The sequence below is a fragment of the Bradyrhizobium sp. USDA 4451 genome (genome assembly GCF_054822585.1).
In genome coordinates this window covers 6,911,142-6,934,764 of record NZ_JBTRCH010000001.1, presented here as the reverse complement: position 1 = coordinate 6,934,764, position 23,623 = coordinate 6,911,142, and the positions used below count along the sequence as shown (strand labels likewise).

Annotated in this window: 20 protein-coding genes and 1 pseudogene; 13 read left to right on the top strand and 8 right to left on the bottom strand. The window is 65.5% G+C overall.

Annotation, left to right across the window (positions count from 1 at the left end):
* Positions 1-2: 2 nt before the first annotated feature.
* From ACVMB0_RS32550 to ACVMB0_RS32540, 3 genes are all read right to left on the bottom strand, one after another.
* Complete coding sequence (locus ACVMB0_RS32550; protein WP_461348817.1) at positions 3-1,592, bottom strand: ABC transporter substrate-binding protein; 1,590 nt, start codon at positions 1,590-1,592, stop codon at positions 3-5.
* 299 nt (positions 1,593-1,891) lie between these two features.
* A complete protein-coding gene (locus ACVMB0_RS32545; RefSeq protein ID WP_461348816.1) occupies positions 1,892-3,853 on the bottom strand; it encodes an SGNH/GDSL hydrolase family protein in 1,962 nt (653 codons plus the stop codon).
* 104 nt (positions 3,854-3,957) lie between these two features.
* Complete coding sequence (locus tag ACVMB0_RS32540) at positions 3,958-5,034, bottom strand: lysylphosphatidylglycerol synthase transmembrane domain-containing protein (protein WP_456753796.1); 1,077 nt, start codon at positions 5,032-5,034, stop codon at positions 3,958-3,960.
* A gap of 589 nt (positions 5,035-5,623) precedes the next feature.
* Between ACVMB0_RS32540 and ACVMB0_RS32535 the strand changes: the two genes are divergently transcribed.
* Together ACVMB0_RS32535 and ACVMB0_RS32530 are read left to right on the top strand one after the other, a co-directional pair.
* A complete protein-coding gene (locus tag ACVMB0_RS32535) occupies positions 5,624-7,042 on the top strand; it encodes an MFS transporter (protein WP_461348815.1) in 1,419 nt (472 codons plus the stop codon).
* 78 nt (positions 7,043-7,120) lie between these two features.
* Positions 7,121-9,127 (top strand): S9 family peptidase, encoded by a 2,007-nt coding sequence (locus tag ACVMB0_RS32530; RefSeq protein WP_461348814.1) that lies wholly within the window; start codon positions 7,121-7,123, stop codon positions 9,125-9,127.
* Positions 9,128-9,153: 26 nt separating this feature from the next.
* On the opposite strand, the gene ACVMB0_RS32525 is transcribed toward ACVMB0_RS32530, so the two are convergent.
* On the bottom strand, positions 9,154-9,588 hold the full coding sequence (locus ACVMB0_RS32525; protein WP_456753799.1) for a hypothetical protein: 435 nt from the start codon (positions 9,586-9,588) through the stop codon (positions 9,154-9,156).
* Between the two features lie 83 nt (positions 9,589-9,671).
* Between ACVMB0_RS32525 and ACVMB0_RS32520 the strand changes: the two genes are divergently transcribed.
* The gene (locus ACVMB0_RS32520) at positions 9,672-10,286 is read left to right on the top strand and encodes a hypothetical protein (RefSeq protein WP_456756492.1); all 615 of its coding nucleotides are present in this window, start codon (positions 9,672-9,674) and stop codon (positions 10,284-10,286) included.
* A 69-nt stretch (positions 10,287-10,355) separates the two neighbouring features.
* Positions 10,356-10,949 carry a YdcF family protein gene (locus ACVMB0_RS32515; RefSeq protein ID WP_461348813.1) on the top strand — a complete coding sequence of 198 codons (594 nt, stop codon included), beginning with the start codon at positions 10,356-10,358 and terminating at the stop codon, positions 10,947-10,949.
* A 160-nt stretch (positions 10,950-11,109) separates the two neighbouring features.
* Here ACVMB0_RS32515 and ACVMB0_RS32510 read toward each other — a convergent pair whose 3' ends face one another.
* Together ACVMB0_RS32510 and ACVMB0_RS32505 are read right to left on the bottom strand one after the other, a co-directional pair.
* Positions 11,110-11,397 (bottom strand): hypothetical protein, encoded by a 288-nt coding sequence (locus ACVMB0_RS32510; RefSeq protein ID WP_456753800.1) that lies wholly within the window; start codon positions 11,395-11,397, stop codon positions 11,110-11,112.
* Between the two features lie 88 nt (positions 11,398-11,485).
* Positions 11,486-12,829, bottom strand: coding sequence for an aminotransferase-like domain-containing protein (locus tag ACVMB0_RS32505; RefSeq protein ID WP_456753801.1), 1,344 nt, complete (start codon positions 12,827-12,829; stop codon positions 11,486-11,488).
* 247 nt (positions 12,830-13,076) lie between these two features.
* On the opposite strand from ACVMB0_RS32505, the gene ACVMB0_RS32500 reads away from it, so the two are divergent.
* The 8 genes and pseudogenes from ACVMB0_RS32500 to ACVMB0_RS32465 all read left to right on the top strand — a co-directional run bounded on the left by ACVMB0_RS32500 (position 13,077) and on the right by ACVMB0_RS32465 (position 20,747).
* Entirely contained in the window at positions 13,077-13,247 is a 171-nt protein-coding gene (locus tag ACVMB0_RS32500; RefSeq protein ID WP_456753802.1) for a DUF1127 domain-containing protein, read from the top strand.
* 208 nt (positions 13,248-13,455) lie between these two features.
* The gene (locus tag ACVMB0_RS32495; RefSeq protein WP_456753803.1) at positions 13,456-15,999 is read left to right on the top strand and encodes an EAL domain-containing protein; all 2,544 of its coding nucleotides are present in this window, start codon (positions 13,456-13,458) and stop codon (positions 15,997-15,999) included.
* A 21-nt stretch (positions 16,000-16,020) separates the two neighbouring features.
* Entirely contained in the window at positions 16,021-17,412 is a 1,392-nt protein-coding gene (locus ACVMB0_RS32490) for a serine hydrolase domain-containing protein (protein ID WP_461348812.1), read from the top strand.
* Positions 17,413-17,865: 453 nt separating this feature from the next.
* Complete coding sequence (locus tag ACVMB0_RS32485) at positions 17,866-18,189, top strand: hypothetical protein (protein WP_461348811.1); 324 nt, start codon at positions 17,866-17,868, stop codon at positions 18,187-18,189.
* 215 nt (positions 18,190-18,404) lie between these two features.
* Positions 18,405-18,890: an Hsp20/alpha crystallin family protein gene (locus tag ACVMB0_RS32480; protein WP_461348810.1), complete on the top strand. Its 486-nt coding sequence runs from the start codon at positions 18,405-18,407 to the stop codon at positions 18,888-18,890.
* 466 nt (positions 18,891-19,356) lie between these two features.
* On the top strand, positions 19,357-19,812 hold the full coding sequence (gene hspD, locus ACVMB0_RS32475) for a small heat shock protein HspD (RefSeq protein WP_456797863.1): 456 nt from the start codon (positions 19,357-19,359) through the stop codon (positions 19,810-19,812).
* 85 nt (positions 19,813-19,897) lie between these two features.
* Positions 19,898-20,220 (top strand): annotated as a pseudogene (locus ACVMB0_RS32470) (hypothetical protein).
* A gap of 17 nt (positions 20,221-20,237) precedes the next feature.
* Complete coding sequence (locus tag ACVMB0_RS32465) at positions 20,238-20,747, top strand: hypothetical protein (protein WP_461348809.1); 510 nt, start codon at positions 20,238-20,240, stop codon at positions 20,745-20,747.
* Between the two features lie 102 nt (positions 20,748-20,849).
* On the opposite strand, the gene ACVMB0_RS32460 is transcribed toward ACVMB0_RS32465, so the two are convergent.
* Positions 20,850-21,275: a universal stress protein gene (locus ACVMB0_RS32460; RefSeq protein ID WP_163159795.1), complete on the bottom strand. Its 426-nt coding sequence runs from the start codon at positions 21,273-21,275 to the stop codon at positions 20,850-20,852.
* Positions 21,276-21,420: 145 nt separating this feature from the next.
* Positions 21,421-21,963 (bottom strand): SixA phosphatase family protein, encoded by a 543-nt coding sequence (locus ACVMB0_RS32455; RefSeq protein ID WP_456753809.1) that lies wholly within the window; start codon positions 21,961-21,963, stop codon positions 21,421-21,423.
* A 95-nt stretch (positions 21,964-22,058) separates the two neighbouring features.
* Here ACVMB0_RS32455 and ACVMB0_RS32450 point away from each other — a divergent pair, with 95 nt between their 5' ends.
* Positions 22,059-23,555, top strand: coding sequence for an NAD(P)/FAD-dependent oxidoreductase (locus tag ACVMB0_RS32450; protein WP_461348808.1), 1,497 nt, complete (start codon positions 22,059-22,061; stop codon positions 23,553-23,555).
* Positions 23,556-23,623: the final 68 nt, after the last annotated feature.

The window sequence follows — 23,623 nt, the reverse complement described above, 5'->3', positions numbered from 1 at the left end:
TGTCACTTCGCCGGCGAGGTGTCGTCGACCCAGAGGTCTTCGACGTTCTGATGGGTCAGTTCCGTCGCGTCCAGCTGAATGCCCTTGAGCCAGGGCTGCACCGCCATGACGGCCTTGTTGTAGTTGAAGAACCAGATCGGCGCTTCCTCCTGGAGTAGCGCGTTGGCCTTTTGCAGCAGCTGGGTGCGCTTTGCGGCGTCGTCGGTCTGCCCGGCCGCATCGATCAGCTTGTCGAAGTCGGCGTTCTTGAAGGTCGTGTAGTTGCAGGCCGATTGCGGCGTCGCCGAGTGAAAGCATTTCAGCGCGGCCTGCGGATCCGGGCCGGTCGCCTGGGAATAGATGAAGGCCTGGAAGTCGCCCTTGCGAATGACTTCGGCCAGCACCGCGGTCTCGACCTGCTTGACCTTCACCTTGATGCCGACCTTGTCCAGCATCGGGATGGCGGCTTCGACGATCGGCAGGCCCCAGCTTTCATTCTGGCTGGTGGTCCATTCGAACTCGAAGCCGTTGGGATAGCCCGCGTCTGCAAGCAATTGCTTGGCCTTCGCGGGATCGTAGGGGTAGGGCTTCATCGCCTTGTCGTAGGCAGGCGAGGTCAAGGGCAGCCAGCTGGTGGCGCGGTAGGCCTTGCCCTTGACCAGCTTGCTGATGATCAGATCGGCGTCGATCGCGTAGTTGATGGCCTGCCGGACCCGCTTGTCGGAGAACGGCTTGAACGTCGGATTCATCCCCATATAGCGCGTGAACACCTCGGCGACCTCGACGATGGTGCCCTTGAGGTCGGGGTCGGCCTGATAGGCGACATATTGCGCGGGCCCGAGCACCGAGGTGTCGATCTCCTTGTTGCGGAAGGCGACATCGCGGGCCGCGGCTTCACCCATCAGCGAGATCACGATCCTGTCGGCATAGGGCTTGCCGGGCTTGTAGAACCGGTCCCACCGGTCCAGCACGATGCGCGATCCCGGCACGTGCTCGACAAATTTGAATGGACCAAGACCGATCGGCTTCTGGATGAAGCTCTCTTTCGCCGCCTCATCAGCGGGATAGATCGAGGTCAGCGCGGTGAAGAAATAGAAGGCGGGATCGACCTTCTCGGTCAGCTTCATTTCGAGGGTGAAGTCGTCGATCTTCTTCAGGCCGGAGATTTCCTTGGCTTGGCCCTTCTCGACCTCGGCGGCGCCCTCGATGACGCGGACAAAGCGTGCGCCGGGATAAGCCTTGGTGCCGTCCATGATCCGATTGTAGGACCAGATGATGTCGTCGGCCGTCATCTTGCGGCCGTTGTGGAAATAGGCGTCGTCGCGCAGCTTGAAGGTATGGACGAGACCTCCGCCCGAGACGGTGACCTCCTTGGCGAGTTCCAGAACCGGTTTGCCTTCGGTCGAGTCCCAGATGTAGAGCGAGCGGTGCAGGGCCTTGGCGTAGATCTCGTCCTGGGCGCGCGGTGTGGTGTGGATGTCCATGCTGGTGAAGCTTGAGCCGTAGGGCGCCGTCATCCTGATGGTGCCGCCCTTGCGCGGAGTCTGGGCCTCCGCCGCGCCCGACAGCGTCAGTGCCAATCCGGCCACGATCGCAATCCGCCTGAACATCATGCTTCCCCAACTGGAATATCGATCAGCGAGTTGACCACTCGCAGCACGTCAAGCGCAAGGCACACGTTCGGTGGTGATGGCGATCGGCTCCAATAGGTGTGGAACGCTCAACGCCAGCGCCGGACGACCATCGGGAGCCCGGCGAATGAAAAGCACGGGGTGGGGGACCGTGCGTATCCAGAGTTGCAACCGCAGAACGCGCGCTGCAGTTGAATCAGCCGCGCTCACCTCTTCGGTCTGCAAATGGACGGTAATTAAGTAATTGCGATTGAATGAAATTTGGCCGGCGGAGCGGCGCTTCAGCGCTGCTGCGGCGGAGTCGGCAGCGGGGCCACGGGCTCGGAAATCACCTCGGGCACCGCGGTGTTCAACTGCAGGACGGTGGCGGCGGCCGGCACCGCGGCATCGGCCATCGCCGCATGGCCTTCGGCAGTCGGGTGAACCGCGCCACCATACACCGCCGACAGGATGCCCCATGTCGCATCGTGGATGTCGGTTGGCTGCATCGAGGACGGCAGGCCCTGCGGGTAGGTCATCGCGGCGAAGTAGCTGTCATTGGCGTCGCGGATCCAGCGCGCACGCGGCAGATAGGCGCGGTATTCGCCGGCGCTGCGGCCGCATTTCAGCGGCTGGTTGGCGGCGGCGACGATATCGGATTCGAAACTGTCGCCATTGGCGGCGAAGCAGTCGCGGTCGAACTCCGGATCGCTCGAGGCGCGCGCGCAGAAGCCGTGGCTTGCGAATGCATCCTGATGCGCATCGACGAAGGTCATGCGGTCGGCGCGCGGATTGCGGCAGATGATGCCGGACTGGCACTGCGCGAGCGCCTTGATCTGCGGCAGGAACTCGTTCTGCACGAAGCCCGAGACCTCGGCGAGCCGCCGCGGGTCGGCGTTGAAGGCGGGATGGATCTCGAAGCCGGCGCGGCCGCCGGGGCACGGCGTGCCGCCATTGGCCAGCGCCGGGTTGGCATAGGCGGTATAGATTACGTGCGAGAGGTCGCCGCCGACCAGCGGCTTCAGCGCCTCGCGCAGCTTGGCAAAGCCGGCCGGCAGGTCGCGCGCCAGTGCCGAGCGGGCATCATCGACGCTGGCGAGCGACCCGCCCTGGCTGAACAGCGTGCGTTCGGTCGGGGTGTCGACGATCACGTTGGCGACGAGGCCGGAGAAGTAGATGTCGTTGGCGCCGATCGACAGCAGCACGAGGTCGAGCGTGCGGTCCGGCTGGCGGCGCTTGGCGGCGGCGAGCGCGGTGCGCAGCTCGGCGATCTGGCCGTTGACGGTGCCCGAGCAGGTGTTGACGGTCTTGGTCGGGAGGCATTCGCGCGCCTGCTGCGAGCCGAGCAGGCCGTCGGCGATGCTGGCGCCGGTGCAGGCCAGCGGCAGATAGGTCACCGCGATGTGCGGATATTGCACGGCGAGCGCAAGCGCGGTGCGGGTCTGATAGCTGTAGAGCGAGCGGTGGCAGGCCGAGTTGAGCCACAGCGCGCTCTGGCGCTGCCAGTTGGTCAGGGTATCCGGCGCCTCGCAGGCACGGCCGCCTTTGTAGCCGGCGCGGCTCGGCCGGTAGTATTGCGCGCCGCCGAGATAGGAGCGGAAGCAGAACCCTTCGTCGGAGAGCGCAATGGCGCGGTCGGGATTGCCTTCGCCGGATGCGATGCTGTCGCCGAGGCCGGCGATCAGCAAGTCACGCACCGCGATCTGGGTCGTGACGCGCTGGTTGGCTTCGGCGCCGCTCGCGACGTCGACGGTCGCGACCGTGGTGCGGCCGTAGCGGACCCGCAGATTGACCGGCTCGGCGCAGTCGAAGGTCTGTGATTGCGGCCCGTCGCCGTCGTCGAACGACCAGGCGCAGGTGGCGCCGACCGGAACCGGGCCGGTGAGCCGCACGGTGATCGGGTGATCGATCGGCGTCAGATAGCTTTCCTTGACGTTGTCGCGGGTGCAGGGTTCGTTGACGCGGCCTTGCAGGTCGATGCAGAGCCGGTTGACCGTGTTGCGCGCCCAGCCGCGGCCGTCGCTCTGCAGTTCCAGTGCCTGTTCCGAGGCCAGCACGCTGCGGCCGAGCCCGCTTTCGACATGCAGGCGGAAGTCGCGTTCCTCGCGGAACAGGCGGAAGCGGTTGCGGACCTCCCAGGAGATCTGCAGCTGGCTGTCGTCCTGCGCCTCGGCGGCCGAGGCGAGTATCCCCGCCAGCGCGCTGCCGAGCAGCACGCTGCAGACCGTCACACGAAACGAAAATCGAACCAAAAAGCCAATCATGGCGCGGTTTGACGCGAGCGGTACGGCGAAAATAAGAGAAGCGGCGGCGGGGGATCGAAAATCCGGGAGCGAAAGACCGGGACGAGGCGCCGAAGCGTTGCCTGTTACCGTTTCAGCTGCCTGATCCGCTGCTGCCGGCTTTCGATCGGTTGCCGCACGGTCGCCGAGGCCGTGCAGGCCTGGCTTAATCGCTTTCGTTCCTGCCAGGGCTGCACCACGTTGAGCCAGAGCTCGCGCATGCCCATGATCGAGATCGAGATCCCGAACGGGATCAGGAAATAGAGGATGCGGAACACGACCAGCGTCGCCAGCAATTGTTCCTTGCTGAACTCCGGCAGCGCCACCAGCATCGCCGCATCGAACACGCCGATCGAGCCGGGGGCGTGGCTGGCGAAGCCGAGCAGCGTCGCCAGGATGAACACGACCGCTAGCGAGACGAAGTCGATGTGCGGCTCGGTCGGCATCAACAGGTACATCGCAAGCGCACAGAAGCCGAGATCGACCACGCCGATCATGATCTGCAGCAGCGTCAGCTTGGCTGACGGCAGCACCACCTTCCAGCCGTTCTGGCCGAGCTCGCGGCGCTTCTCGCCGGTCAAGAGCCACACGAAATAGGCGCCGATGCCGGCAAGGCAGCCGAGCGCGATCAGCCGGTTCATCGCCGGCGGCAGCAGGTCCATCGCCGATGCCGCCGCGGGGTGCCAGGCCATGCCGAAGCCGAGCACGAACAGATTACCGAGCCAGAAGGTCAGGCCGGACAGAAAGCAGATCTTGGCGACGTCGATCGCGGAGAGGCCGTAATCGGAATAGATCCGGAAGCGGATCGCGCCGCCGGTGAAGACGGTGGCGCCGATATTGTGACCGATCGTGTAGCTGGTGAAGCTCGACAGCGCTGCGATGCGGTAGGGGACGTGGGTCTTGCCGATCGTGCGCAACGCGAAGAAGTCATAGAAGGTCAGTGTGCAGAACGCTCCGACCACGCAGAGCGCCGCCAGCGCGATCCGGTGCGGCGCGATGTCGGTCAGCGCGGTGAGGATGACACCGGTGTCGACGCCCTTCAGGGTGTGGACGAGCGACATGATCGCCAGCGCGATGATCAATACACTCGCGGCGATCCCGAGCCGTTTCCAGCCGATCTTTTCCTTGAAACCACGCCCAAGCGTGGTCAGCAGCCGAAGCATTCATCCTCCCGGCGGGGCGGCAATTTCAGTGGGACCCGGTCACGGACGGCGACGGGTGACGGGCAAACGCACCGTACGCGATGACCCATAAGGCAAAACCGATGCGTTGTGCAGCCCTTGACAAGCCAAGCTTCGACCCTCGTCCAGCGCCATTGTCATACTGGCTACATATGTTCTCGCTCTGCGGAATGTGAGTCGCAGACGTGGGGTCCGCTATGACGGAACGACTGCGTGTTCCATCGTTCCCAGCGATTTCATCGGCATTTTTGCCGATTTTGGGGTCGTCTCGGCACTGTCGCGGGCAGCTGGCGCACAGCGAATGGACGATATGCATCGGCATGGGACGTCAGCGCCCGCGCTGGCGTTTACCAAAGTGTGAAGTCGATCCGGGCACGCATGATCCGGCCGTGGAGTGCGGCCGGGACGCGGCGCGCCGGAGCCGGTCCGTAGGTCTATTGAGGCAAAACGCCGCGCAAGGTGGCGACGGCCCAGCCAGCGTCGACCATGACACACTTCGATCATTGGCGAAGTGTTTCATAGAAACGAAGCTCTATCTCTCGCATTGGTCGCCCAGAGCGAGGACAAGAGCATGCAACAGACATTCCTGAACCTCCGGCGCACGCCGGACGAGCGCGCGGCGTCCGATCCACAAAGGACCGGGCTTGCGGCGACATTGACGCTCGCCGCGATGAGCCTCGGTTACGGCGTCGTGCAGCTTGACGTCACCATCGTCAACACCGCGCTCAATGCCATCGGCGCCTCGCTCGGCGGCGGGGTTGCCGAACTGCAATGGGTGGTCAGCGCCTACACAATCGCCTTTGCCGCCTTCATCCTGACCGCGGGTGCGCTCGGTGACCGGATCGGCGCCAAGCGCGTCTTCATGGCGGGCTTTGCGATCTTCACCGCGGCATCGGTTGCGTGCGCGGTCGCGCCAGATGCGGTGACACTGATTGCCGCGCGCTGCGTGCAGGGGCTGGCCGCGGCCATCCTGGTGCCGAACTCGCTGGCGCTGCTGCGCCACGCCTATGCGGACGACAAGGCGCGCGGACGCGCGGTCGGCGTCTGGGCTGCCGGCGCGAGCCTTGCGCTGACCGCGGGCCCGTTTGTCGGCGGCGGACTGATTACGCTGGTCGGTTGGCGTGCGATCTTCCTGGTCAATCTGCCGATCGGCTTGGCCGGCCTCTGGCTCGCCTGGCGTTTTGCCGACGAAACCACCCGCCATCAGCAGCACCGGCTCGATCTGCCGGGGCAGCTCGCCGCGATTGCCGCGCTCGGCACTTTGGCCGGCGCGCTCATCGAAGGCGGCGCGCTCGGCTGGGACAGCCCGTTCGTGGTCGCAGGCTTCGTTCTCGCCGCGATCTTCTCCGTGCTGTTCATTTGGCAAGAGGCGCGCGCGCCGCAGCCGATGCTGCCGCTCTCGCTGTTCAGCCGTCGGATGTTCGCGCTGACCTCGCTGGTCGGTCTTCTGGTGAATGTGGCGTTCTACGGACTGATCTTCGTGCTCAGCCTCTACTTCCAGCAGATCAACGGGCTGTCGGCGTTTGCAACGGGTCTGGCGTTCGTGCCGATGCTCGGCGCGGTGCTGCCCGCCAACCTGATCGCGCCGCATCTCGCGGAGCGGATCGGCGCGCCGGCGGCGATCGCGCTTGGCGCCGCCGTTTCCGCCGCCGGATGTCTGGCACTGCTGTTCATCGGTCCGGGCACGGCTTATCCCGCGATCTGCCTGCAACTCGTCGCGATCAGCGGCGGCCTCGGCCTGCTGGTGCCGCCTCTGACATCGACGCTGCTCGGCAGTGCTGAGCCGAGGCATGCCGGCGTCGCGGCCGGGGTGCTGAATGCGACCCGGCAGACCGGCAGCGTGCTCGGCGTTGCGTTGTTCGGCTCCCTGGTCGGCCGATCCGCGGCCTTCATTGCCGGCCTGCATGTGGCACTGGTGATCTCCACCGGCGTGCTGCTTGCCGGCGCCGCGCTGATCTGGATCGGCGCATCATCACAAGCGCGGCAATGAGCCAGGCCGTCGTTGCGCGGTCGCGGCGCGGCATTTAACCTTGCACCGTCGAGGGCTGTCGCCGAGGGGGCCGATCAGATGTCTGCGCCAATCGACCGTCGTCTGTTGCTGCGCCGCGCCGCCATACTCGGCGCCTCGCTGCCATTTGCCAACCTGACCGGTTCGGCGCGTGCCGAAGCACCCGGCCTGATCGCGCGCCGGGTGTTCTTCGACAATCCCGATTACATCAACGTCCGCCTCAGTCCCGACGGGACGCAGCTGGCCTGGGTTGCGCCGCTCGACGGCGTGAACAATCTCTGGATCGCGCCGCTGTCCGACCTCAAGGCGGCGCGGCCGGTCACCCGCGTCACCGACCGCAACATCTCGAACGTGTATCGCTGGGCCCATACCAACCGCCATCTGGTGTTCTTTCGCGAGCGCGACGGTGACGAGAACTGGCGCGCCGCCAGCGTCGACGTCACGGACGGCAAGATCGTGCCGCTGACGCCGGAGGCCGGCGTCAAGTCGTTCGTGCAGGAATCCGATCGCAAGTTTCCCGACGAGATGCTGCTGCAGCACAACCAGCGCGACAAGCGATATTTCGATCTGTACCGCGTCAATATCGTGACCGGCGCAAGCGTGCTCGTTTACGAGAATCCGGACTATGCCGGCCTGGTCACCGACAGCGCATTCCGGTTGCGCATCGCCACGCGGCTGGCCGCCGACGGCACTGCCGAAGTGTTCGAGCGTCGTCCGGACGGCAGTTGGACGCCGTTCGCGACGGTGCCGATTGCCGATACCGACACGACGCACATCCTCGATTTCAGCGAGGATGGCAACACGATGTACCTGATCGACTCGCGGGGCCGCGACAAGGCGGCGTTCTTCGCGCTCGACATGGCGACGCGCCGGACCACGCTGCTCGCCGCCGACGAAGACGCCGACATCGTGCGCGCGATCTTCGACGAGCACCGCCGGCCGATCGCGGCATTGGCGGTCACCGACCGGGTCCGCTGGCACGCCATCGATCCCGGCGTCAGCCAGGATCTCGCCGATCTGACTCGGCACGGCGCCGGCGACATCAGCTTCGTCAGCAACAGCGACGATCTGCGGCTCGGCAGCATCTACTACGAGCGCGATACCGAGAGCGGCGAATACGCGCTGCTCGACCGCAAGACGCGCGAGGTGCACAAGCTGTTCACCCAGCGCCGCGCACTCGATGGCCTGGCGTTACGCAAGCTGGAACCGGTGGTGATCCCCGCGCGCGATGGCCTGCGCCTCAACTGCTACCTGACCCGGCCGGTCGAGGCCGAAGCCGGCCGCGTGCCGCTGGTGCTGGTGATCCATGGCGGTCCGTACTACCGCGACAGCTGGGGCTTCAGCCCGGTCCATCAATGGCTCGCCAGCCGCGGCTATGCGGTGCTTGCCGTCAACTATCGCGGTTCGACCGGCTTCGGCAAAGCCTTCGTCACCGCGGCCGACCACGAATGGGGCGGCAAGATGCATGACGATTTGATCGACGCGGTCGATTGGGCGATCGCGCAAGGCATCGCCGATCCGAAGCGCGTCGGCTTCTTCGGCGGCAGCTATGGCGGCTATTCGGCGCTGGTGGCCGCGACCAAGACGCCCGACGTCTTCGCCTGTATCGTGGATCTGTTCGGCATCTCCAATCTGGTCACCTTCATGGCGACGATCCCGCCCTACTGGGGCCCGTGGATCAGCGTCTGGAAAAACCGGCTCGGCGATCCCGACACCGAGGCGGGCCGCTCGTTTCTGGTCGAACGTTCGCCGCTGACCCACATCGATCGCGCCGTGAAGCCGATCCTGATCGCCCAGGGCATGCGCGACGTGAGGGTCGTGGCTGCCGAGTCCGAGCAGATGGTCAATGCGCTCAAGCAGCGTGGCGTGCCGGTGACCTACGTCACATTCGCCGACGAGGGGCACGGCTTTGTGCGGCCGGAAAATCGGCTCGCCTTTTATGGTGTCACCGAAGCATTCCTCGCCAAGCACCTTGGCGGTCGTTGCCAGCCGATCGGCAATGACTTCGCGGGTTCGTCGCTCAAGGTCGAGACCGGAGCCGAACTGGTGCCCGGGCTGCGCGGCTGAGACGGATCGCGCCGCTCGAAAGCGTTCTAGTCCTTGCGCAGGGCGAAATAGGCGCCGCAGAACGCCATCACGGCGCCGAGGCACAGCGCGGCAAGGCCGGCGACCACGGCGGAAATGGTCGAGACCGTGCTCGGCGCCGAGGCGGCCTGGCCGGCGCCCGCCAGCATCAGCACGCCGACGACGATCAGGAACTGCCGCATCCGCTGCGGGATCTGGCCGGCGACGGCGCTGTGCATCAGATTGGCGGTGAAGTAGCCGCCGGAAAACCCGACGGATGCGATCAGCCACCAGGCGATCGCCGCGCCGGCCGGCATGAATTCGCGGGTATCGGAGCGCCACAGGCCGCCGAGATCGAGCCCGTAGCGCGCGCCGAGCATGTGCACGGCAAGCGCCAGCAGCACGCCGGATATCATCGCGCCGCCGAGGATGAGGTAGCGTGGAAAATAGGTCGTCTCGGGCATGACCCGCTTGTAGGATAGGCCCGACCTTCCGCGCAAGCGCGCGGATACGCTCGATCAGGTGGAACGGCGGATTGCCAACAGCGTTGCAGGACCGGTCGGAGGCAGGCGAGGGCACAGCGGTGCGCTATGCGTACAAGGCCTCGTTGATCGGCTCGGCGCACCAGTTCGAACTGACCGAGGACGGGCTGGCGTGGCGGATCGCCGGCCGGTCGGGCGTCTGGGACTACGCCGACATCTCCGCCGTGAAGCTGTCCTATCGCCCGGTCTCGATGCAGCAGCAACGGTTTCGCGCCGACATCGACAACGCCAAAGGCGGTCGAATCGCGATCCTCTCGACCACCTGGCAGACCGCGACGTTGGTGGCGCCGCAGGGCCATCTCTATCGCGACTTCATCGTCGCGCTGCATCGCAGGATGCAGGCGGCCGGCAGCACGGCCCGGCTGGTCGGAGGGCTCGGGCCGAAGACATACACCGCCGCGCTGGCGCTGCTGGCCTGCCTTGCGGTGGCAATGCTCGGCTTGCTGCTGATGGCGCTATGGACCGCGAACTGGATGGGCGCGCTGTTCCTGGTCGGCTTTGCCGCGCTGTTCACCTGGCAGGTCGGCGGCTTCGTCACCCGCAACCATCCGCGGCGCTACAGTTTCGATCGGTTGCCCGATGCGCTGCTGCCGAAGGTCACCCGCAATCAAGCGCAATGAATTGTGACTTCGTGCCCGGGCCCGCACGCGGCATCGTCGCGCCGACGTTATGGCGGGGGAGAGCGGGGCGTGCAGGATCGAAGCTTGCGGATGCCGTCTGACGACGAGATCGCCGCGATCAATGCGCAGCACCTGATCGAGACGCCGTTGAGGCCCGCCGATCTGCTGTTCGTGTTCGGTACCCGCGGCGATGTCGCCGAGCGGGTTGATATGGCGGTGCGGCTCTGGCGCGGCGGCTTTGCGCGCTGGTCGATCGTGAGCGGCGGCATCACGCCGGGCGATGACCGCTCGGAATGCGAAATCATCAAGGCCGCGATGGTAGCGGGCGGCGTGCCGGCCGAGCGGATCCTCGAGGAACATCGCGCGCAAAACACCGGCGAGAATGTGATCTTCTCGCTGCCGGTGATCGAAGCCGCGTTGGGGCTCGCCAACGTCCAAAGCGTGATCTGCCTCGGCAACAGCTGGACTGCGCGGCGCTATCCGATGACGCTGCACCGGCACTGGCCGGAGGTCGAGAAGATGCTGGTGACGGTGGACAGCTTTGCCGTCCCCCGCGGGCACTGGCACACCATTCCCGAGTTTCGCCGCCGCGTCCTGACCGAATGGGACAAGATCGAGCCGTACAAGGCGAGGGGATTTGTCGCGGAATGGCCGGTGGCCTAGCGCCGGCTCTGCCGTCGAAGCCGGTTCGCAATCAAGCGCAATGAAGCAGCGCTTCGCGCGTGCGGACTGTAAGCGGGCTGTAAGCAACACGCTGTAATATTAGCGCCTGATTTGCTTTCAGCTGGAGTGTCAGATGACAATCCGGACCCCCATTCTGGCTCTATGCCTCATCCTCTTGAGCATGCATCCGGCTCTCTCCAAGGGCAGCGTGGGCAACAAGCATGATCCGCTTGATCACCATCACATCGACAATCTGCCCGTCGATGTGCGGCAATACGTTGCCGGGATTTGCAAGGGGGCGCCTGTCGCGCAGCACGACTTCGCGACCTACTCGCCGCAGGAGAAGCGCTGGCGGATCAACCTCGAATATCTGCAGTGCGGCGTGATCGGAGAGTATCGCAGAGGCGACCAGTGCCTCGATGTCGACTTCGTTGCCGAGGGCGCGCATTTTCGTCTCGCTCGAAAGACGTACGCCGCCTGCGGTTATTGATGTTGGTGCTGCGTTCCGAACGCCAACTCGGAGTGCAGATGCGATGTCACTCCGTCGAATCGAAATCCTCTTCGGTCGCGCTCAGCATGCCGGCAAGCGTGCGCAGGCCGAGATCGAGCTGCTCCATCGGCGGCGCGGCAAGCGCGAGCCGCACCGCATTGGGCGCATGGCCCGGCGTGGCGGCGAAGGTGGTCGACGGCGTCAGCGCGATGTCGCGGCGCGCTGCCGCCGCGACCAGGGTCTGCGAGCGCCAGTGCGGCGGCAAGGTCAGCCAGAGGTGATAGGATTTCGGGTTGGTCTGGATCTCGAAATCGGCCAGATGCTTCGCCGCGATCTGCTGGCGGCGGCCGGCGTCGATCCGCTTCAGCCGTGACAATTCGGCGGCGGTGCCGTCGGCCATCAGCCGCTGCCCCGCCGCGAAGGCGTAGCCCGACGCGGTCCAGCCGCCCGAGCGCACCGCGGCCATGACGCTCTCGCGCAGCCGCGGCGGCGAGACGATGAAGCCGAGCGCGAGGCCCGGCGCGACCTTCTTCGACAGGCTGTCGAGCACGATGCAGCTGTCCGGCGCCAGCGACGCCAGCGGCACCTCGTCATCGAGGAAGCCGTAGACGCCATCCTCGATGATGACGAGGCCGAGCTTCTCCACCACGCGCAACAGCTCGGCGCGACGCTCGGCCGGCATCGTGATGCTGAGCGGGTTCTGGATCGTGGGCTGGACATAGATCGCGGACAGATGCGCCTCGCGATGCGCCTTCTGCACCGCGTCCGGGCGGACGCCGTGCTCGTCCATCGCAAGCGGCACCAGCGAGACACCGAGCCGCGCGGCGATGCCCTTCACGAAGGGATAGGTCAGCGCCTCGACGCCGCAGCGTCCGCCTGATGGCACAACAGCGGCGAGCGCGGCGGCGATGCATTGCCGGCCATTGGCGGTGAACACGATCTGATCCGGATTCGGCGACCAGCTCTTGCGTGCGAGGAATTCGGCGGAGATCGTCCGCGCCGCCCGGGTGCCGAAACTGGTGGCCGGCCGCAGCGCGCCTTCGAGCACCTCGGGCCGCTCGAGCCCTTCCAGGCTCTTGGCGATCATCGTCGCCTGGTGCGGCAGCAGGGGATAGTTGAATTCGAGGTCGATGCGGGCGCCGCGCGGCTCGGGCGGGGCCACATTGCCGCGGCGCGCTTCACCGGACACGAAGGTGCCGCGGCCGACCTCGCCGACCACCAGCCCGCGCCGCAACAGCTCGGTGTAGACCCGGCTCGCGGTCGAGACCGCGATGTTGCGGTCATAGGCGAAATGACGCTGCGGCGGCAGGCGGTCGCCGGCCTTTAGCGCGCCGCTGGCGATCTCGGCGGCCACCGCATCCGCCAGCTTCAGATATTCGAACCGGGACATTATTGCACCGAGAACAATGTTTCGCTTGCTCCGAGCAATGTACCGGATCATTTAAGGGGAAACAAGCCCATGATTGTACCGAGGAGCGCGAAAGCAACCCGAGGTGATGACGGCGCGGCTGCGAAATGGCATTTGCGTCAACGGCACAGCTTTGCCGTCTGGGCATAGAAGGAGATAGACGATGACGACGGTAACCTCAACCGCCCCTACGCCCGCGCGGTCCAGCATGCGCGGCGGATTGCTCCGATTGCTCCGACTGACGGGCGATGCGCTGGCGGGCCATTGGATGCGCCGCGAGGCGATCAAGACGCTGCGCCAGCTCGACGACCGGACGCTGCGCGACATCGGAATCTCGCGCTGTCAGATCGAGACCGCCGTCACCGGCGATCTCGATCTGGAACTGGTGCGGGTGCGTTAGGCTGCTGCTGCTGCGCTGGCGCGTGATCCGGAAAACGACGCAGCGGTTTTTCGTGCTCAAACAACGAGCTCGGCGCCGGTTTGCAGCATTCACCGAAACTACACCAAAGAAGCGGAAGAGCCCCGGTTTGTGATCTGCGTCGCTGCAAGGTTGTGACGCGCTATGCTAGCGTATTCGCCGCGTACGCTAGCGTGGTAGTTGGGGACCGATGGCCGCTCGCAAATTGTCGCAAGGGCAGGCCCCGACCCGGGAAGCGCGTCGCCGCTGGCACGAGGAGCGGTCGCTGCGCTGTGCGATCAGGCTCGCCCGCATGGGCTACTGGGAATCGCAGAGCGCCACCGCGACCGAATTCTGGATATCGCCGGAGCTAGCTGCCTTCTACCAATTCGAGACGGTCGACGGCTTCGTCTCCATCGCTGAGGTGCGCGAGCGCTATCTGCCTGAAAGCCGCAAGGTTCTGGAGTCGCATTACGCGGCCTGCTGGGCGGAGGGGCGGCCCTATGCCGTGCAGACGCGGCTGCGCGGCTCCGACGGCAGCCTGCTCGACTGCGTGGTGCATGGCGAGCCGGACTTCGACGCGCGTGGTCAGGTCCGGCGCGTGTCCGGCATTGTTCGCGACGTCACCGAGGAGACCTCCGCGCTGCGGCGCCTGGCGGAGAGCGAGCAGCGGCTGGCCGATTTTGTCTCGACCGCCTCGGATTGGTGCTGGGAAAGCGATGCCGAGCATCGCCTGCTGCCTTATCCCAAATCGCTCGCCGGCAATGCCGCCTTCCAGACGGTGGCCGCCGGCCGCAAGGCGCGCTGGGAACTGGCCTATGCGCCGGAGGACGCGGAGGCCATGGCGCAGCACCGCGCCGACATGGAGGCCCGTCGCCCTTTTCGCGACTTCACCTATACGCTGATCGGCCAGGACGGCTCGCGCGTCAGCATCTGCACCAGCGGCAAGCCGATCTACGCCGATGATGGCAGCTTCCGCGGTTATCGCGGCACGTCGAGCGACATCACCCAGCTCCGCGCGGCCAAGGCGCTGCTCGACCAGCGCACGCGGGCGCTGGAGGAAGCCCACCGCCTCGGCAAGATCGGCACCTGGAGCTACCGGCTGGACACCGGCCGCACGGTCTGGGCGCCCGAGCTCTACCAGCTGCTCGGCTTTGCGCCCGGCACGTTCGAGCCGACCGATGCGAGCATGAAGCCCTATTTCCTGGACGGCGACGCCGAGCGCTTCCGCGAGGTGCAGAAGCGGGTGCTGCGCAGCCGCAGGACCGAGGCCACCGACCTGCGTGTGCTGCACGCAGACGGCACGGCGCGCGATCTGGCCGTGATCTGCAAGGCGGAGGTCGCCCACGACAAGGTGATCGGCATCATCGGCACCGTGCAGGACGTCACCGAGCGCAAGGAGGCCGAGCGCCAGCTCGAGCAGCTCGCCTACAGCGATCCCCTGACCGGTCTTGCCAATCGCGCGCTGTTCAAGCGCCAGCTCGCCAGCCTGATCGAGGGCTGCGCGCCGGGCAGCCGCGGCGGCGCGCTGCTGCTGATCGACCTCGATCGCTTCAAGGAGGTCAATGATTCCCTCGGCCATGCCGCCGGCGACGAATTGCTGATCCGGGTGGCGGCCGCGTTGCGGCAGGAATTGGGGCCGCGCGCCTTCATCGCCCGGCTCGGCGGCGACGAATTCGCCGTGCTGGCCGACGGATACGGCGCGTCCGACACCGCGCTGACCGGGCTTGCCGATCGGCTCATCGGCAAGCTCTCCGCCCCGGTCGAACTCATCGAGGGCGAGGCCTTTGTCGGCGCCACTATCGGCATCGCCCGCTTGCCGGAGCATGGCACGACGGCGGAAACCGCCATGCGCAATGCGGATCTCGCGCTCTACATGGCCAAGGAGGCCGGGCGCGGCCGGGCGCAATTGTTCGAGCCGGTCTACGCCCAGGCGGTCGATGAGCGGCTCGATCTCGGCCGGCATCTGCGCCACGCCGTCGAGGCCGGCGCGCTCGAGGCGCATTACCAGCCGCAGCTGGACCTGAAGACCGGCCGCGTCACCGGCTTCGAGGCGCTGCTGCGCTGGAGCCATCCCGAGCGCGGCCCGATCTCGCCGGCGGAGTTCATCCCGATCGCCGAAAGCTCCGGGCTGATCGTCGATCTCGGCCTGTGGGTGCTGCGCGAGGCCTGCCGGCAGGGCCGCGCCTGGCTCGATGCCGGGCTGCCGCCACGCTCCGTCTCGGTCAACGTCTCGCCGGCGCAGATCTGGAACGTGGATTTCGAGGCGGCGGTCGCGGCCGTGCTGGCAGAGACCGGCTTTCCGGCGAAGCTGCTCTGCCTGGAGCTGACCGAAAGCCTGTTCGTCGATCACACCGAGCAGCGGATCAGCCGCACGCTGACGGCGCTCTCCGACCTCGGCGCCCGGCTGGCGCTGGACGATTTCGGCTCGGGCTATTCCTCGCTCGGCTATCTGACACGGCTGCCGTTCGACTGCCTGAAGGTCGACCGCGCCTTCGTGGACGGCATTTCCAGCGCGCCGGAGAAGCGCAAGCTGCTCGGCGGCATCATCGCGCTGTCGCACGGGCTCGGCATGACCGTGGTGGCGGAGGGCGCCGAATTGCCGGCCGAAGTGGATGTGCTCGGCACCCTCAATTGCGACCTGGTGCAGGGCTTCGTGTTCTCGCCGCCGATCGCAGCCGACCAGGCGCCGCTGGTCGCCGCCTCGATCGAGCGCGAGGCGCGCCGGACCGAGCCGAAACAGAATCGCGGCTAGGCGAACAACGGGTGGGATCCAATGTATATTCGCCAGATTGTTTTCGCCGTCGTGCTGCTCGGCGGTTTGGTTCGGTTCGGGCCTGCCACAGCTGAAGACGGCTTCCCAGCCGCGGAGTGGGAGCATGTCACCCCTGCAGAGTTGGGCTGGTCGGAGACCGTATTGGCCCAGGCGCGATCCTTTTCGGATCAACTTCGCTCGAGCGCGGTTGTGATCGTTCAGCACGGAAAGGTGGTGGCGGAGTGGGGCAATACGACGAAGCCGATGGAAGTCGCTTCAGTCCGCAAGAGCCTGCTCAGCGCCCTGATCGGCATCGCTGTGTCGGATCACCTGATCAATCTCGACAGCACGCTTGGCGAACTCGGCATCGACGATAATCCGCCCGGCCTGAGCGGGAGCGAGAAGGGCGCGACGGTGCGCGAACTCCTCGAAGCGCGTTCCGGGGTCTACCACGCAGCGCTCTACGAGACGCCGGACATGGCCAAGATGCGACCGCCGCGCGGCAGCCACCCGCCCGGCACCTTCTGGTACTACAACAATTGGGACTTCAACGCGCTCGGCACGATCTACGAACACGCAACCGGAAGCGGCATCTTCGAGGCGCTCGACCAAAAGATAGCAAAGCCAATCGGCATGCAGGACTACCGGCAACAGGATGGCAGCTACGTCCGCGGCGAAGCGTCTATCCACCCCGCCTATGAGATCCGCATGAGCGCACGGGACTTGGCGCGTTTTGCACTTCTCTATCTGCACAACGGCAATTGGGCCGGACACCAGATCGTGCCGCGGGAGTGGGTGGAAGAGAGCACGCGTGGCTATTCGAGAGCGGCGTTCGGGCCGGGCTATGGCTATCTCTGGTGGACCGGCTTTCTGGGTGGTGCCGTTGCGCCTACGGTGACTTTGCCCGAGGGCAGCTTTTGGGCCGAAGGTCAAGGTGGCCAATACGCCTTGGTCGTGCCCGCGCTCGACCTCGTCGTGGTGCATCGTGTCGACCGCGACACGCCCTACACCGAACCTTCCATGCGTAGTTTTGCCAGGCTCTTCTGGCTGATCCTGAAAGCCGAGGGTTATGATCCCGGGCCCGATGCCTCGCTCACCGCAGCGATCGGCGAACGACCCACAAGTGAGACCCTGGCCACAAAACTCCAGGGCAGGACGATCAGCTTCGGTCCCAAGCTCAGGGATGGTCCGCGCACAATGCGATTCGATCCCGACGGCCGGATGACCTATACGCACCGGGACGAGGCCCTTGAACCTGCAGCCGGGACATGGACGGTCGCGGAGGATAAGCTCTGTATCCTGAACTCGGGTGCCAGTCGTCGCTGCTACATTCCAGTGCTGAACGGTGAACGGATTGAGCTGTTCGACCAGCTTGGCGTCATGCAAATCGACGGGCTGGCGCTGCCCCAGTGATCTGCATGCAGCAGTCGGCTCGCTGTATCCGCTTTTCGGCGCATAGCGACCATCGCGCCTTCGGTCAGCATTTCATCGAGCCTGACCGCCGAGATTAGATTCCGGCGCTGTCAGTCGCAAAAAAAATTTGGCCAGGCCCTTGAAGGGCATTTTTTCGATTCCCAAGTCGGTTGCCGCCGAGCCGGTTCTGGACGCTGGTCGCCGGGGCCGAGGAAGTCGAAGCCCGCGACAGCGGCGCCGGCGAAGCATTGCTGAATTGCTGATGAGACCATCGGCAACGATGGCCGGCTCATGCTCGAAGGAGAAAGGAGAGACATACCAGGAGACCCAAGATGAGCAGACGCATGCAAACTCGATCGCGCAAAAGCGGGACGGCTGTACTGCATTGGCTCATGTTCGTCCTCAGCTTTCTGACGATCGGATGGATCAGCTTCGTACCGACAGGAGGATGAGATGACCAGGAATCGAAAACCCGTCTCCGCTGCCCGGGAGACCTTCAGCCGTAGCCGGAGATTTATTGCCGGCGCCTTCGCATTGGCGATGTTGTCGCCGACCGGCGCCATCGCCATGGACAGCACGCCCAAAGTGACGTCCGATCGAGCCGGCCATGCACTGCCGCTCCCACCCGTCCGCTATCTCGATTCGATGCGCTGGATGGATTGGAAGCCGGACGCACCGCTGCTCAAGGTCGACACCCTGCTGCTGCCGGACAGCAGCCACCCCGGCATGTTCCGCCTTCCCTGGGATGACGAGCGGGACCCGCCCCACGTCAGCTGAAGTCGACGAGGCCGGAATGTCCCAGCCTGCATCGTGGCCGCCCGCATCGCAGGGCGGGCGGCCGCTTCCAGCTTAAAAAAATCAAAGGAGGCGCTTGAAAGAACCGCAGATCTTGACCGCAGTCACAGCATCGGGATGCCGGGTGTGGGCGCAAGGCGCGCCCGCACCGGCCCGTATCAACAGGAGAACAAACCCGTACCGACAGGAGAAGAAACATGGCTATTCGTGATCTCATTCCCTGGACAAAGAACCAGGAGCTTGCGCCCGTGCGCGATACCTACGATCCGTTCATGACGTTGCATCGGGAGATGAATCGTCTGTTTGACGATGTGTTTCGCGGCTTCGGCGGCACCAGCCCGCTCATGGAGGGCCGCTTCGGCTGGCCAAGGCTCGAGCTGAACGATGGCGACAAGAACCTGACCATCTCGGCGGAGCTGCCCGGCATGACCGAGAAGGACGTCCAGGTCGAAATTGCCAACAGCCTTCTGACCATCCGCGGTGAGAAGAAGGCCGAACGCAACGGCGAGGGGAAGTACTTCACCGAGCGCTATTACGGCTCTTTCGAGCGCCAGATCCCGCTTGAGGGCGTGCACGAGGACAAGGCGGAGGCGTCGTTCAAGAACGGCGTCCTGACGATCTCCTTGCCGAAATCCGACAAGCCGCGAGAAGGCGTCAAGCGCATCGCTATCAACGCCCATTAAAGCGCGACGAGATTGCGTTGAATCGTTTTCGCGCTTTTGCCTCGAGCTGATCTTCGCGCAAACGCGTTCCGCGTTTGTCGCAAGGGAGAACCACTCGACACCTTTCCGGATCGTGCTCCAAGCCAAATCAACGCGGGCGGCGCCGAAGACGCCGCCCGCATTGCTGCTTGCGTTCATGGTGAAGGGGCATCGCCATGGGCGGTGCACGGGCCGCAATCCTCACCGGTGCAACCGAGCCCAGCGGAAAGTTTTCGGCGTTTGCTAACGAAAGCCGGAGGCGCCGGGCCAGCGCCAACGGTCTTCAGAAAATTTTCTGCGTCCCTCTTGAAACCAAAAGCGACTTTGCTAATTTTTTAGTCGCCACCGAATGGTGGCGTCCGGGCGCCGCATGGGCCCGGGCAGTGAGACGGGCACCGGTCGTGTCCGGTGCCGCTCGTATCCATCTTGCTCTTAGGAGGATTTGGCTATGCGCACTTACGACTTCTCTCCCTTGTGGCGCTCGACCGTCGGCTTCGACCGCCTGTTTGACCTCGCGGAAATGGCCCAACGGGCCGGCGAGGACAATTATCCCCCCTACAATATCGAACGGCTAGCGGAGGACCGCTATCAGATTTCGCTGGCGGTTGCCGGGTTTGCGCCAAGCGATATCACGATCACGGCCGAGCAGAACGTGGTCACGATCGAAGGCAGCAAGTCCGACAAGGCCGAGCGGGACTTCCTGTATCGCGGCATCTCGACCCGCAACTTCAAGCGTCAGTTCAATCTGGCGGACTATGTTCAGGTCAAGAGCGCCGCGTTCGACAACGGCCTGCTCAAGATCGAGCTGGTCCGGGAGATCCCGGAAGCCATGAAGCCGCGCCGGATTGCCATCAACGGCGTGCCGGCCGACAACGTCCAGAAGCTGGAAGCCAAGGCAGCCTAGCAAGGCAGCCTAGTCAGGGCTCAGATTGGCGGCCGCGCGACGCGCCGCGCGGCTGCCGCTCGTCGTCAATGAAAAGGAGGATACCATGCGGCCGACGACCGCCGACGACAATGTTTTCGACTTCAACGCGCTGCTTCATCCCGGCACGGTCTTCGAGCACCCGAAGGACGTGGTGAATCACCCCGTCCTGACAACCGGCGAGAAGAGGGCAATTCTGGCGTCCTGGGCGTCGGATGCCTCCGCAATCGCATCTTGCCCCTCGATGCGCTCGCCTGCCGGACTGAAGAAGCCGGTTTCGATCGACGAGATCCTCGAAGCGCTGTGCGAGCTCGATGGCGGTCCCCGGAATTCTCTCCCGGAGGCAAGCCCTGCCGATTGCGCTCTACCGAACGTGCCATCGCTGCCTGAGGCGGGGAGGTCGGACCATGCTCGAAGCGAACCTGCAACGGCTGCGCGCGCATCAAAGGAATATCGACCGCTATCGCAGGCTGCTGGCAACGCGTCTCTCGGATCTTGAGCGCTCCTATGTCGAGCGCCGATTGAGCGAAGAGCAGGCTTCCGCGGCGGAACTTCTGCGAGAGACGTTCCCCGAGCGCCTCTCCGCGCTGCTGCCGAGGATCGAGGGACGAACGACGACGCTTGAAATGGCCGCGCTGCTGAACCCGGCCGGCGCGTTCGCTCATCCCATGGACGTCGTCGACGACTGCGATCTGACACGGTACGAGAAGCGGGCAATCCTGTCCTCCTGGGCGGCAAACGCTTGCGCGATTCCGGGAGCAAGCCAGTCCGTTCAGGATAATGCCGTCAGCTTCGACGATATCCTTGACGCCTTGCACCGTGTGGAGCCGGAACCCGAGCCCGCCGCCGATCACGGCAAGAGATCTCGCCGTCACCAGGGGCGCGATGGTCCGGACGGTCTTTCCATGGACGCCTAAGAAGCTCCGAGGGGCAGAATGTGAGCCGCCGGCTCCTTTGCATGGGGTTGTTCTTCGATATTTTGGCAGAGCCGCCTGCGGCGGCCCCATGGCCCATCCCCTTTAGTGCCGCACAACCAGCACCGAGCATTTGGCATAGCGCACCACGTGCCCGGCATTCGAGCCGAGGAAGTAGGTGCGCATCGCCGGCCGGTGCGAGGTCATCACGATCAGATCGGCCTTCATGTTTGCGGCCTCTTCGAGGATCTCGTGATAGATGCCGCCCTGGCGGACCACGCCGGAGATGCGCCCGGGCGCGATGCCGGATTCGCGCGCGACGATGGCAAGCGCTTCTTCCGACGTTTCACGCTGCTGGCTGTCGAAATCCGCCGGGACATATTCGGCGAGCATCACCGGTGTCATCGGCAGCACGTTGAGCAGGCGCACCGCGCCGTTCCATGTTTGCGATAATGTTGCAGCGGTTGCGATCGCCGGCTTCGCCAGATCGGTATCGGCGAGGTCGATCGGCACGAGAATGGACTTGTACATCTGCGCCTCCTGTCCGCGATTGGTCTGGAGCCGTTTAGTCCCTGTGCCGGGACGCGCGCCTTCTTCTTCGTTGCATCGACGCGAACCGGTCCCCCTGTCGCGCGGAAATCAATATAGCATGACGGAACCGCGCTGTCCGCTCGCGTCAGTTGCGCGATGCCAGCTTCAACAGTTTCGGACTGACGAACAGCACGAGCTTGCCGCGCCGGAACGAGACCTCGTTCCAGTCGTCGGTCGCGAAGTCGAACACGGCAAGCCCCGAGGTGGGCAGATTGTCGGCGAGCGCGCGCTTGGCGGCCTCCTCGCCGCTGCCGGTCAGCGTCAAGGCGAGCTCGTGCATGCCGGGGTTGTGGCCGATCAGCAGCAGCCGCTTCGGATCGGTGACGGACGCCATCCGGATCGCGGTCAGCAGTTGCGCCGGATCGGCGCCGTAGAGGTCTGGCACGAATTCGACTTTCGGCGCAGGTCCCGCACCCTTCAGTGCGTCGCGCACGATCTCCCAGGTCTGCGTGGTGCGGACCGCCGGCGATACCAGTGCCAGGTTGGGCAGGGGCGGATGGCGGGCGATCCAGCCGCCGATCTCCGCCGCATCGCGGTGACCGCGCTCGTCGAGGCGACGGTCCTGGTCCTGCCCTGACGGCGCGTCGGTTTCGGTCTTGGCGTGACGCAGCAGCAGCAAACGGCGCATGAACTTCCATTCTCGATTCGGTCTGGTCGAATTAATTCTACAGGCTCATGCCCTGGACAAGGTGACAAGCGCCGCAGCGGTTCGTAAGAAACGCCATGAGCGAGACTTCCACAAGTGCGGCGGACGGCCCCGACGAGGCGGCCTCGGCGTTCCGCGACCGCCTGGCGTTCGACCTCGACGTCGACATTTGCGTGGTCGGGGCGGGGCTGGCCGGCCTGACCGTGGCCCGCGAGGCGGCGCGGCTTGGCGCCAGCGTCGCCGTGCTCGAGGGCCGCCAGGTCGGCTGGAACGCCTCCGGCCATCATCTCGGAACCGTGATGCCGGGCTATGGCCTGCCGATATCGGATGTGATCGAGCGCGTCGGCCTCGACAATGCCCGCGAATTGTGGGCGCTGTCCAAAGAAGGCGCCGACTATGTCCGCGCCACCGCCACCGAGGATCTGATCCCCGGCATCAAGGCGAGCGACGGCGCGCTGGAAGTCTCCAACGTCGATATCGGCGAGGCGCTGATCAGCCGGTTGCAGACGCTGGGCGAGGATTTTGCCACCGAGGTCGAAGGCTGGCAGGTCGATCGCGTGCGCAGCGTGCTCAGGACCGGCCGCTACTTCCACGGCATCTATTACCCCAGGGCGTTGCAGATCGACGGCCGCAAATATGTCCACGGGCTCGCCGCGCTGGCCGTGCGGGCAGGCGTGCGGATCTTCGAGGAGACGCCGGTCGTCAGCATCGATTTCTCGGGCATCCGCAAACGCATCGTGACGCCGACGGCGCGGCTGCGCGCCAACCACATTGTCCTCGCCGGCAATGTCCATCTCGGTTCGCCACTGAAGCGCTTGTCCGATACGCTGCTGCCGGTGTGGCGCTACGCGGCATTGACCGAGCCGCTCGGTGAACGGCTGGCGGAGACCATCGCCTTTCCCGGCTCGGTCGTCGACAGCGACGGCATCGACCATTTCCGCGTCGTCGACGGCGATCGCCTGTTGTGGGCCAGTCCGGAAACCACCTGGAATGCGCGGCCGAAGCGGCTCGGCGCGGCGGTGCAGCGCCGCATCGCCACGGTGTTTCCGCAGCTCGGCAAGGTTCCGGTCGCCGATGTGTTCGGCGGCGCGGTCGGCGTCACCGTGCACGGCATGCCGCAGATCGGACAATTGCGCCGAGGCCTGTGGGTGGCGAGCGGCTTCGGCCGGCAGGGGCTCAGCACCTCGGCGCTCGCGGGCCAGTTGATCGCACGCAGTATCCTGTGGGGCGACGACCGCTGGCGGCTGTTCTCGCCGTTCGAGCTGGTCTGGGCCGGCGGCACCACCGGCCGCGTTGCCGGCCATTTCGTCAGCTTGTGGACGAGGGGCGCTTCCTCCGTGGCGGGCGTCCTGGCGCGCTACCGCGAGGGGGCGCGCGCCAGGGAGGAGGCCCGTGAGGCGCGGCTTGCCGAGGCCAATCTCAAGGCGGGAACCCGGGGACCGGCGCCCCGTCGCCCGCCGGGGGGCGCGATGCGGCCGGCGGCCCCGCCTGCGCCCCGGCCGGTTGAGGACGATGAGCCGCGGTATCCTCGCGCCTCGCAAGAAAGTGAGCGGATCTCCGACGGGCGGATGTAACGTCCAGCGGTGGGGTTCGTATTTGTTGACGAGCCCGTTCGGCCCGACTTGGCCGCCCGCATCGGAGA